The organism is Pseudoalteromonas sp. c7(2019), from assembly GCF_011378625.1.
Lineage (GTDB): Bacteria > Pseudomonadota > Gammaproteobacteria > Enterobacterales > Alteromonadaceae > Pseudoalteromonas > Pseudoalteromonas arctica.
In genome coordinates, this window is sequence record NZ_WTKS01000014.1 from 120,220 (window position 1) to 132,260 (window position 12,041).

The following is a 12,041-nucleotide window of genomic DNA, read 5'->3' on the forward strand; positions in this document are numbered from 1 at the left end:
CCAACAACTTTTTATAATCAGAGTTTTGAACTTACAACAACGCAACAAATGTAAATAAATTATAAGCAACATGAGCTAGTACCGCATAAGACAAGTTATTAAAAATTAATCTAATATAGCCAAGCAACATACCTACTAAGAAAATGGATATAAAAGTATGAAAATGTTCATATTGCCAATGCAGTAAGCTAAAGATGATTGCTATAACAGAAATTCTTATATGCGGTTGAATAAATTCAATTTTTTTATATAACCACCCTCTAAACACAAGCTCTTCAATTAAAGGAGCCACAACACAGGCTGCAAATAATAAGATAGCTAACGAAGCTGCACCACTCGTTAATGTTGCCGCTTCGGACATAAACCACTCACCCTCTAAAAGAAAATAATCGTCGACATACCCGAAAAAAAGCCAAAGACAAACCACCACAAAGAAAAGACATAATAAATTGAAAAAAATCACTTTTCTTAATTCTAAAAACTTTACTTTTTCTTTACACCCCCTCCCAGGAGTCACTGTAAACAAAATAGGAATAAAGAAAATAATAGATATAGAAATCGAGAGATAAGGTAACAAATCTAGACTGAGTCGATTGTAGTAGCTTGAAATAACCCTAACAGTCACCTCAGCTAAGAGTGTCGGAATAAAAAAAATAAAAAAAGAAGCTACTAAATAAAAAAATATATTCAAAATTCATACACCTCAAACATCAATACAATTTAATGCTTTCACTATATAAAAGGTTAAATATCGAAATTTATAGATTAGATATTTAACCTTTAATTATTCAGCCTTTAGTTAAAGACGGTTAGTAGCCGCCATTGGGTTGCTTGAGTTATGACTTGCTTGACTCCAATCTGCAGATATAGCAGCATCTAAAACTTTACCTGCTATATAAGAGAGAATAAAACCCCTCACTCCACCATTTACTTCATTAATTTCTTTTACGTTTAATTCACGCATAATGTTATACTCCATAAATCCGATGCTTTTTAGTTAAGTCATCGGGTTGTTAATATGCTCCCCTTCAATAAAGGTGAGCGATTAATAGGCTAGCTTTAGCTGCTCGCTAAAGTTAACTAAAGCTGGCCGTCTTTTTCGGTTGTTTGCATTTAGCAAACCACCAAAACTTTCAAATTTTTCTTTATTTTATAAAACGCTACACTTAACTTACGCGCCCTTTTAGGCTGTACAGTGGCTCGAGTAACCACTCGATTAATGTGCGTTGCTCCAACATAATATCTGCCTCAAACAACATGCCACTTTTCAGCTCAAACGCCTTACCATAGGCCTGCATTTGTTGTTGGCTGAGTGTCGCTCGCAAACGGTACACTGGCTCTTGCAGGGTAATAGGCAGGCGTATTTCATTTGGAGTAATGAGCGCCTTGTCGATGCGGATAATTTTGCTGTTAATAAAACCAAAGCGTTGGTAAGGGAAAGCATCAAAACGCAGGCGCGTATCGTTACCTAGTTGTATAAAGCCTGCTGAACGTGTTGGTAGCAGCAACTCTGCTACTAGCTCTGAGCCTTCGGGAATAATATGCAACAGTGGTTTGGCTTGGGTAAGTGTTTCGCCTTCAACCACTTGAATGCCAGTAACAACACCGCTGTTACTGGCTGTTATGGTATATTGATAGTTACTTTTAATTTGTGTGAGCTGGTTTTGAATATCCGCTTGTTGGCGCTTAAGACTATTTATACGCAAAGTATACTGCTGGGGCACGTTAGCAATATTAAAACTAAGTTGACTTAATTGATTTTCTTGCTGCATAAGCAAGCGCGCTAGGTTTTGTTTTTCTTGCTTAGCATCTAAGAGGGCTTGCTGCTGTTGCTCTCGCTCGATGTTTGATAAAAAGCCATTTTTATTAAGTTGATTAAGGTTGCTTTGTTGGCGGTTAAGTAGCCCTAATTTTTCATCAGCTAGAGCAAGTTGACTTTGTAATGCAGCTTGCTCATTAGTAAGTGCACGTTTTTGCGCGTGCAAGTTAAGTGACTCTTGCTTTTGTAGGGTAAGGTTTTGTGTTATCTCATCATTGAGCAACTGTATTTGCATACTTAGCTGCTCAACAAGCTGGGTGCTCAAGGCTATGCCTTGGCTGTTATTTTGCTGCACAATAATGGTCGCCAACGGCTGACCTTTAGTAACGGCATCACCCTCTTGTACAAATAGCAGCTCAATCATACCACCTTGACTAGCAAAGGTTTGGATTATCCCTTTATTGGGTATTAAAAACCCCCGTACTGTTTCCTTGCGGGAATACTCTGCTGTAAATAAAAAGCTTATCACTACAATCGCAATACATACCAAAACAAATACGATAAGTTTTATTGATAGTGGTTGTGCTAGCGTAATCACACCAGTTAAACGTTCACTTTGCTGAGCGACAGCTTCCTTTCTAAATAACATCCAGTTGATCCGCTAAGATTGTTCTAATTTATATTACACTAGAATTCAATTAACAATAAATCAACATAAAAGTCGAAAAATAAAATATTAATGCAAAAAACTAACTTATTTAGTTAGAAAAAATAAAAATACTAGCTCGATAAAATAGTCATCGGCAGGCTCAATATTGGATTTTCCGAATCGGCAAAGTGCATCATTACAGCTACATGCCCAACTACTACAATGGCATACATAACCGCTGAAAAACCTTGGCCATATTTATCTAGTGGCATTAAGTGTGAGTAGTGACGGCCTCGCCACTCAAATACAATTTCCAGCGCACCTACAAACAAAAAGAATACCAGTAACATTAAGCCAAATGTGTAGCTCAGCCATAAACCAAACAGTACACCGAGTAAACATACACTTAGGCCAATCCATGAACGCATTGAAAAGCTAATACTTTTTAATACATGCCCGCCATCAAGCGGTAAAATAGGTAACAAGTTAAATAAATTTAATAACGCACTAAGAACCGCCACACCTGCAAATATTTCCATCTCGGTGGCGTAATATAAAACGACACCCAGTACCGAGGTAATTAAACCAAATGCAGGTCCCATTAGCGATATAACTACATCTTGCCAACGAGTCGTTATTTTGTCGTCACTTACAGCTAGCCCACCTACAAATGGGATTAAGTAAATACCTTTGGTTTTTATGCCAAAGTATTTCATTGCTCGCACATGGCCGTATTCGTGTACAACTAAACACCCAATTAGCATTAATGCAAATTCTATACTAAATAACCACGCATAGCCTGCAACAGAAGCCCCTGCAAGCACCACTTTAATTACCTTAGCACTTTTAAAAAGCTTAAAACCTAATGCAGCCAGACCTAAAAAGCCTTTTTTAGGTGACCCATTTGTAGATGCTGGTAACGCAAGTTGTGTTGCAAATTGATCATCTACAAAGAGCGAAATGCTTTGCTCTTTCACCGCCGCTGTATCGATACCTATTACTTTGTTGTCGTAAGTAAATTGAAAATAGTTTTCACGAGGGTTATCAAAGGTAATGGCTTGTTGCGCGTGAAATACCTGCACAATTCTTTGCCCAGACACCATAAGCGAAAATGGTTGCTCGGCTAAAGTAAGATCTATTCTTATCATAATTAAGACCGTTTAAAATAATGGCGCTAGTATACCTAATCAGCTTAAAAACACGAGTGAAGGTGCTAGGTAACTATTTTCAAAATAAAAGTATTTGATACTGACAAAATAAAAAAACACTACTACTTTTATAGTAACTCCAAGCGATACATTGAAAGGGATAACAGTGGACAAAATAGTGCCTAATATTTTAGTTGTTGACGATTCAAAAGCAATTTTGATCGTTATGGAAGCTATACTTAACGAATTGGGTATGTCTAACACTATAACTACGTGCCTGAATGCAAAAGAAGCTCTTGAAAAAGTTAAAGAGGATATCAACTACTTTGATGCTATTTTTACTGATCTCAATATGCCCGAAATGGACGGCATGGAACTAATCCGCCACTTAGGAGAGTTACATTATCAAGGCGGTATTATAATTGTTTCTGAAATGGACCATAAAGTTATTAGCTTAGCTGCCAATCTCGCGAAACAACATAACGCTCACCTCATTGGTAATATTTCAAAGCCAGTGCAACTGTCTCAGGTTAGTAGGTTACTTATTAAAGTGGCGCAATTAAACAGCCACACTTTATTAAAAGAGTCAGCCATTTCACAAGATGAGCTTATTGATGCATTAAAAAACGATGAAATAACGCCTTTTTACCAACCAAAAATAAACGCTGATAACAATAAAATTGAAAGCGTTGAAGTCTTAGCACGTATTTTATCAAGTAAAGACGGCAATATTATTTTACCTAACCGTTTTATAAACACTGCCGAACAACACAACTTAATTAATCAAATTACATTTTCTCTTTTTGAAAAGGCCACCAGCGAATTCAAAAATATGAAAGCGCAACTAGGTCATGATTTTAAAATGGCATTTAATTTATCGCCAACTCAGCTCGACGACTTAAACTGCCCTAATAAATTACTGCTCATTTTAGAATTAAACCAACTCACGCCTAGTAACATAATTATAGAAATAACAGAACAACATGCACTCTCAAGCCTCATGCAATTAGAAACACTAAACAGATTAAGAATGCATGGCTTTGGTATATCGCTAGACGACTTTGGTGTTGGTTTTACTAATATGAATCAGCTTCGAAATCTTCCTTTTACTGAAATTAAAATAGACCGTTCACTTATTAGCCATATAGAAACAGATTTATTTTCTCAAGTGGTCGTAAGTTCGTTATTTAATATTACGAGTAAAGATAATTTAGACTTAGTAGCAGAAGGCGTTGAACGACCAGAAGAGCTCGTTTATTTAAGGCATTATAAAAGAAAACTAGCTATACAAGGTTTTTTATTTAGCCGCCCTAAACCACAAGACGAATTTATATCTTGGGCTAAAGATTGGCTGAAAACTGATGGCAGCCCCGCTTAAAGAGGTATTAATATTTAATCGGGGCTGGTTAACTAATTATCACCCCGAGTGTGTTTATCTTCTTCACTGACTATATGCGCACTACTTGCTAAACGTTTGTGCCAACGCTGCCTTGCTACTGCGCGCATATTAGTAGATTGGTCACGCTCATCTACAATCTCTAGCCCCATTAAAGCTTCAATCATATCCTCTAGCGTTACAATACCTTGCACGTCACCGTACTCATCTACAACTAGGCATATATGCGTGCGCTTTGTTAAAAGAGTTTGCAGTAACGACGATACATTTTGAGAACTCGGCACCGTATAAATAGGCTTAATCAATTTGCTAATTTTGTAATCGGTACCTAAACGGTGAAATGCCAGCATAATATCGTTTTTATGCACAAACCCAACAATATCGTCGCTGTCTTTATCAAATACCAATATACGAGAAAATGACGACGAGCCGTGATCGTTTAAATACTGATTCACTGTTAAGTCTTTGTGGATTTTAAAAATAACCGTTCGAGGCGTCATTAAGTCGCATAATTTTGCATGTCTAAAATGCAATAAATTACGAATTATTTCGGACTCATCCTGATGTAATGCACCCGACTCCGTACCTATATCAGCCATTGCCTCTATCTCTTGACGAATATAGTAAGCCTCATCGTGCTTTGGACCCATTAAATTTGTTAGCTTTTGTGCAAACCATACAAAAGGCTTTAGCAATATAACTAAAAACCTCAAAGCGTAAGTAACACTTGGCGTTAGAGCTCGCCAGTAATTAGCCCCCAAGGTTTTAGGAATAATTTCAGAAAGAATTAATACGAGGAATGTCATAATGGCTGATGCAATGCCTACAGCCGCATCGGAAAACACGACAGCTGCCTGTGCGCCTACCCCAGCAGCACCCGCAGTATGGGCAACCGTATTTAAAGTTAAAATAGCAGCTAAAGGCTGATCTATATTGTTTTTAAGTTTTTCGAGCTGTTTAGCAAGCTCAGGATGATCTTTCCTAAGTGATGCAACATAGCTGGGCGAAATACTTAATAACACAGCCTCCATCACAGAACATAAAAACGAAATAACAATCGCCACTACCATATAAACTATCAGTAAAGTCACTTTCTCTCCTCTATATTGGATATGTGAGCATGGTATCAATACATGCTATATTTGGCCAAACTTCCAATAATAATAGGCATAATAATGAAATTTAGCGCACCATGGTGTCATCAAAATAAGCTATTTAAGTACGCAGCAGCTCTTTTAACGCTTAGCAGCTTAAGCTTTGCTGCAATAGCTGCACCATTGGATAAATCAAAAATTCAGTTTATCGGCCCACTTGCCGAGGACATGCAGTTAAAGCCTTTTCAAACACCTCATGGCAATGCCATTATTAATAACCTATTGCCGCAGCTACAAGCAGACTCAGATAGTTTTTCTGTATTTGGGAAAAAACAAAACTGGCAGCCGTTTAATAAAATCAATGCGCTCACTTTAGGTGGGTTACAGGCACTAAAATTTAATATTGAAACAACCCGCTTTACACAAGGTACGCTTACCTTAAAAGGGATTGAGCAAGGTCAGTTATTTATTAATGGCGAACTACAAACAGGTGATAAAAATAGCTATAAGTTAGCTTTAAATAACAGTACTCACTCTATTTTAATAGTAGCCCAACAAGTAGCTAATTGGCACGATGTAACGCTTGATTTTGCACCTAAAAGCGACGTTGATAAAATTACGCTTAGCGCCTCACAAACAAAACGCTTATCTGCAAAACAATTGTTTGATGCCCCTACAATCAGTCAATTATCACTCGCACCTAATGCTAAGCAGTACGTTACTACTACTCGCACTTATAGCGATAAAACACAAAACCAAGCAAATACAGTTACTGTACTTAAAGATTCAGATACTCAAACGCTTTATCGCTTCGAAGCAGGCCAACCAAGTAACATTATTTGGAGTCCAGATAACCAATATTTAGTGTATTTGTTAAATGGTGAGCTTAAACAACTTAGCCGTAAAAACTTCTCAATAAAAACATTAGCAAACGATTTAGAAGGAGCCAATGGCTTTACCTTTTATAACGACACCAGCCTTTTGTTTAGCTGGTCTAAATCACCTGAGAACACTAACAGCTTAACTAAGCACTATAAAGGTCTACAAGATCGCTGGTCGTATGCACGTACCACCAGCCAAATTTATATGTTTGATACTAAAAGTGGTTTAACAAAAGCACTTAGCCAAGGTCCTCTTTCTTACAGCCTTGAAGATTCAAATAGTAACCGTGGCAAAATATTAATGAGCCGCCCAGTAATGGCAATGCAAGCATCAACCCACCCTGAAACAGAGTTAGTCGAACTCGATTTAAAATCAAATAAGCTTTCATCGCTTGGTAAATTCAAAACGTTTAATTTAGCTAAATATGCAAATAAAGACATTTATGTAATTGCAGGCCCTGACTTTAAAAATGGCGCAGGCAGAGCTCTACCAAAAGCAATGCTTGCTAATAACTACGACGGGCAACTTTACCTACTTACTGAAGGCGGTAAAAACGTAAAAGCACTTAGTAAACAATTCGATTCTGCTATTGGCCAACTGCAAGTTTTAGAAAACGGCGATGCGCTCATTAAAGTAACAGAGCAAGACACTCAACCGCTTTATCTATTTGATTTAAGTAAACAGCGCTTTAAAAAGTTAAATACAGGATTGGATATTGTTGAACAATTTAGTTACTCACACGACCGTAATACCGAAATTTTATTAAGTGGCACTAACGCTTTAGCGCCACAACAGCTAAAACGCCTTAACGTAAGTAAAAATAAAACAGATTTAATATGGGATTCAAAACCAAGTAGCTATGCAAATACACGACTCCCTACATTAGAGGAGTTTAATTTTAAAAATAAACATGGGGTTGAAATAACTGGCCGCGTTTATATTCCTAGCAATTTAGATAAAACTAAAAAGCACCCGGCGCTCGTGTATTACTACGGCGGCACTTCACCAGTTACGCGTGGTTTTACAGGTCGTTATCCGTTTAACTTATGGGCAGAAAATGGCTACGTTGTTTATGTAGTACAGCCTACTGGCGCAACAGGGTTTGGACAAAAGTTTTCAGCGCAGCATGTTAATGCCTGGGGCGACTACACTGCAGACGATATTATCGAAGGCACGCAAGCCTTTTTAAAGAAATACAACTATGTTGATAGTGAAAAGGTAGGAAATTTAGGGGCATCATACGGTGGCTTCATGACCATGTTATTGGCAACTAAAACCGATATATTTAGTGCTTCAATAGCTCATGCGGGTATTTCTAATATTACCTCGTATTGGGGTGAAGGTTGGTGGGGCTACTTATATTCTGGCGAAGCGTCAAAAAATAGCTTCCCATGGAATAACCCTGAGCTTTACAGCCAACATAGCCCTGTATTTCATGCCGACAAAGTAACAACACCTATGCTGCTTCTTCATGGTGATAGCGATACCAATGTACCTGTTGGCGAAAGCTTAACAATGTACACTGCGCTTAAACTGCTTAACAAGGACGTAGAATTAATCGAATACAAAGGCGCCGACCACCAAATTTTTGCACGCGATAAACGATTTGATTGGTGGAACACCATGCTCGCATACTTTGATAAAAAGCTAAAAGATGAACCTCAATGGTGGGACTCAATGTATAAAAATAACTGAGCCTGAACCTTTAAAATAACGACTTAATACAGATTTATTAATAGTAGTATTAATTATTTAGCACCTTTTAATTAGTTTAAAGGTGCTAACCTCATCCTCTAATAACGTCTTATACACCTTTGAAATATTAAGTTACTTAAAACTAATAAACCCCCTTCTCAGCATTTACCTAATGGTGCTACCATACAGAGCTATAAGCATTCAAAATAAAGTACTATGGCTATTAATGTTTTATTGGTTGAAGACGATGAACTACTCGTTAAACGCATCCAAAATCACTTTGCAGATACCGAATTTACAATAGAGGTAGACCCAACTGGCGCTGATGCACTTAACATTGTAAGGCAGCGGGTAAACCTGCGCGGTGCTATATCATTAGCCATAATTGACATTGTTTTGCCAAAGCGCGACGGGCTTCAGCTCGCAAAAGAATTAAACACACTTACCGATATTGGCGTTATTGTATTATCGAGTCGTGACTCCCAAGCCGATCGTATTGCAGGCCTTGCACAAGGTGCTGATGACTATATTTGTAAGCCCGTCGATTTACTGGAGTTAGAACTTCGCATGCGCGCGCTCTATAAGCGTGTTGCCGTTAACCTAGAAGACGACGAAAGCGAAGAGTTTATAGAATATGCTGACTTTAAGCTTCACCCCGATAACCGCACACTAATTACTGCTGCAGGCGTTGAATCACGCTTAACTGAAGCCGAACATAAAGTGCTTATTTGCTTAATTAGTAATGCAGGTAAAGCCACATCCCGTGAAAAAATATCAGAAGAAATAGGCCAGCCCGATTGGAGTCCAAACGATCGTACTGTTGATGTGCTGATTGGTCGTTTACGTAAAAAATTAAATGACGAAAAAGATCAAAAACGTATTGTTACCGTTCGCGGTAAAGGCTATATGCTCTCTATTTAATATTTAGTTAATTGCGCAATAAGGCGCTCAAATGCACGGTAATTAAGAGCTTCCTTAAGCTCATTTAAACTAATATTTTCAGCCCCCTTTAAATCACTAATAGTTCGCGCCACCTTAATTACTCTATGATAAGAGCGTGGCGATAAAGACAACTTTTCGCTTGCTCTGGCTAAAAACTGCAACTCTGCTAGCGCCAGTACACAGTGCACACTCATTTCTTTATTATTAAGCCTTGCATTAACCTTACCTTGGCGTTTTAGCTGTAGGTAATAAGCCGCTTCAACTCTTGCTCTAACCTCAGCACTACTTTCCTCTGGCTGAGTACTTTGTAGTTCAACGCTCGTTAGACGAGGCAGTTCTATTTGCAAATCAATACGGTCAATAAAAGGTCCTGATACTCGCGATAAATAACGCATAACTTGATCGGGAGTTGCCCGCTTATCTGTATGACTCCCTGTTGGGCTTGGATTTAATGCTGTAATAAGCTGAAACTGCGCCGGAAACTCCATTTGCCTAGCTGCACGTGAAATAGTAACTGTACCGGTTTCCATTGGCTCACGCAGTGAATCAAGTACCTTACGCTCGAATTCCGGTAACTCATCTAAGAAGAGCACACCGTTATGTGCCAGAGAAATTTCACCAGGTTTGGGATTCGAAGAGCCCCCCACCAAGGCAACAGCTGAACAAGTATGATGTGGATTACGAAATGGCCGCTGTCGCCAATTAGTTAAATCTATGGATTGTCCAATAATAGAGTAAAGCGCAGCTGTTGAAATAGCTTCATCGTCCGACATAGTAGGCATAATTGTAGCCATTCGCTGGGCAAGCATTGATTTACCAGTGCCAGGAGGCCCTAAAAATAATAAATTATGCCCGCCAGCTGCAGCAATTTCGAGTACTCGCTTTGCACCGGGCTGACCTTTCACATCGCTTAAATCGAGTAAAAAGTCAGGGGCTTGTGTGCAGTCGGGGTACTCTATATTCAATGGTAAGGGTTGTTGATTAAGTAAGTCCCCCCACACTTCTTGAATAGAGCTTACGGCTTTGCGTTTAACGCCATTAACTAGGCTTGCTAGGCTGTCGTTTGCAAGAGGTAAAAAGCAGCAACGATCTTGCTCTTTTGCAGCAAGTACCGAAGGTAAAATAGCGTTTACACCACGCACCTCACCATTAAGAGCAAGCTCACCATAAAACTCGTACTTATGAATATCAGGGCACACTATTTGCCCAGAGGCGACTAAAATACCCACCGCAATAGCAAGATCAAACCGGCCACCATCTTTTGGCAAGTCAGCTGGGGCTAAATTTACGGTTATTCGTTGGTCGGGAAAACCAAATTGAGAGTTTTCGAGTGCGCTACGCACTCTGTCTTTTGATTCTTTAACGGACGCTTCAGGCAGGCCTACAATATGAAAAGCGGGTAACCCATTGCCTAGGTGAACTTCTACAATAACTTCAGGGGCATTTATACCCACTTGAGCACGAGAAAATATACGAGCTAACGACATTCCTTATCCTAGTAAATGGTGTGATTACACCAGTTTAGTCAGGATATTTAAAAACGTGTAATGTGATTTGCCATTTTATAGCAGCCAAACGAAGTAATAAGGTCATTAACATACCTAATACCATCGCCATTTCGGTTGCTAACGAAAAACTAATGCCCAGCGTATAAACAGTGCCACCCGCTATACAGGTAATAGCGTAAAGCTCACCTTTTAATAGCATAGGGATCTCGCGTGCAAGCACATCTCGAATTAATCCACCAAAGCAGCCTGTAATTACAGCCATAATTACCGCAGTCATATCGGGCATACCAACAAGCTGCGCTTTTTGTGCCCCCATTACTGCAAAAAAAGCTAAACCAAACGCATCCGCTGTTTGTAAAATATAATGAGGTATCGGCTTTTGTTTATTTATAAGGCGTGTTGTAACAAATACTGAAGCTAGTATGGCAAAAAAGTAACTTTGATCGTGTAACCAAAACACAGGAACATCTAAAATTAGATCTCGCACTGTACCACCACCAATAGCAGTTACTGTCGCTAAAACTACGACCCCAAAGCCATCCATTTTTTTCTCGTACGCTAGCAAAGTGCCCGATACAGCAAACACCGCAATGCCTATTAAATCAAACCAGTGGTAAAGTTCAGTCATATTTGTAACAACCCAAAAATATTTGTGCCGTTTTAACACAAACTAAACAAAGTTTTAAGTAATAACGATTTATTTTAAGTCGTTTATAACTTTTGTGAAGTGTATCTCAGGGGACGGGAGCTTGTGCTTATGAGTAGTGAATGCCTCATGCTGTGAAGACGATCTTTAACCTATAAGCTAAATCACCACACTCATCAAATTTCAGGCATAAAAAAACACGCTTTAAGTGTGTCGTTTCATTCTTATTTATTTCAATGGTTGCGGGAGCCTGAGTTTGTAAAAAGCGGACCGACGACCTTCGGGTTATGAGCCACAATATACACACCAAATTTTAGACATA

At 38.7% G+C, this 12,041-nt stretch carries 10 protein-coding genes; 3 read left to right on the top strand and 7 right to left on the bottom strand.

The annotated features are described in order from the left end of the window. Positions 1-31: 31 nt before the first annotated feature. The 4 genes from GQR38_RS15560 to GQR38_RS15575 form a co-directional block, all read right to left on the bottom strand. Positions 32-691 carry a type II CAAX endopeptidase family protein gene (locus tag GQR38_RS15560; RefSeq protein ID WP_165722373.1) on the bottom strand — a complete coding sequence of 220 codons (660 nt, stop codon included), beginning with the start codon at positions 689-691 and terminating at the stop codon, positions 32-34. A gap of 108 nt (positions 692-799) precedes the next feature. Continuing rightward, positions 800-964 (bottom strand): hypothetical protein, encoded by a 165-nt coding sequence (locus tag GQR38_RS15565; protein ID WP_165722372.1) that lies wholly within the window; start codon positions 962-964, stop codon positions 800-802. A 202-nt stretch (positions 965-1,166) separates the two neighbouring features. Then, positions 1,167-2,408: an HlyD family efflux transporter periplasmic adaptor subunit gene (locus GQR38_RS15570; protein ID WP_165722370.1), complete on the bottom strand. Its 1,242-nt coding sequence runs from the start codon at positions 2,406-2,408 to the stop codon at positions 1,167-1,169. A gap of 131 nt (positions 2,409-2,539) precedes the next feature. Beyond that, a complete protein-coding gene (locus GQR38_RS15575; RefSeq protein WP_165722368.1) occupies positions 2,540-3,556 on the bottom strand; it encodes a site-2 protease family protein in 1,017 nt (338 codons plus the stop codon). 166 nt (positions 3,557-3,722) lie between these two features. Here GQR38_RS15575 and GQR38_RS15580 point away from each other — a divergent pair, with 166 nt between their 5' ends. Continuing rightward, positions 3,723-4,934, top strand: coding sequence for an EAL domain-containing response regulator (locus tag GQR38_RS15580; RefSeq protein WP_165722366.1), 1,212 nt, complete (start codon positions 3,723-3,725; stop codon positions 4,932-4,934). A gap of 32 nt (positions 4,935-4,966) precedes the next feature. On the opposite strand, the gene GQR38_RS15585 is transcribed toward GQR38_RS15580, so the two are convergent. Beyond that, on the bottom strand, positions 4,967-6,043 hold the full coding sequence (locus tag GQR38_RS15585; protein ID WP_007587021.1) for a hemolysin family protein: 1,077 nt from the start codon (positions 6,041-6,043) through the stop codon (positions 4,967-4,969). A gap of 84 nt (positions 6,044-6,127) precedes the next feature. Here GQR38_RS15585 and GQR38_RS15590 point away from each other — a divergent pair, with 84 nt between their 5' ends. Both GQR38_RS15590 and GQR38_RS15595 read left to right on the top strand, forming a co-directional pair. Then, a complete protein-coding gene (locus GQR38_RS15590) occupies positions 6,128-8,623 on the top strand; it encodes a prolyl oligopeptidase family serine peptidase (protein ID WP_165722364.1) in 2,496 nt (831 codons plus the stop codon). 216 nt (positions 8,624-8,839) lie between these two features. Next, the gene (locus tag GQR38_RS15595) at positions 8,840-9,544 is read left to right on the top strand and encodes a response regulator transcription factor (RefSeq protein ID WP_002957913.1); all 705 of its coding nucleotides are present in this window, start codon (positions 8,840-8,842) and stop codon (positions 9,542-9,544) included. Here the strand turns inward: GQR38_RS15595 and GQR38_RS15600 are convergent. Further along, the gene (locus GQR38_RS15600) at positions 9,541-11,052 is read right to left on the bottom strand and encodes a YifB family Mg chelatase-like AAA ATPase (RefSeq protein WP_165722362.1); all 1,512 of its coding nucleotides are present in this window, start codon (positions 11,050-11,052) and stop codon (positions 9,541-9,543) included. The two genes, GQR38_RS15595 and GQR38_RS15600, sit on opposite strands and share 4 nt — an antisense overlap. 34 nt (positions 11,053-11,086) lie before the next feature. After that, a complete protein-coding gene (locus tag GQR38_RS15605) occupies positions 11,087-11,701 on the bottom strand; it encodes a trimeric intracellular cation channel family protein (RefSeq protein WP_002957915.1) in 615 nt (204 codons plus the stop codon). Between the last annotated feature and the right edge of the window lie 340 nt (positions 11,702-12,041).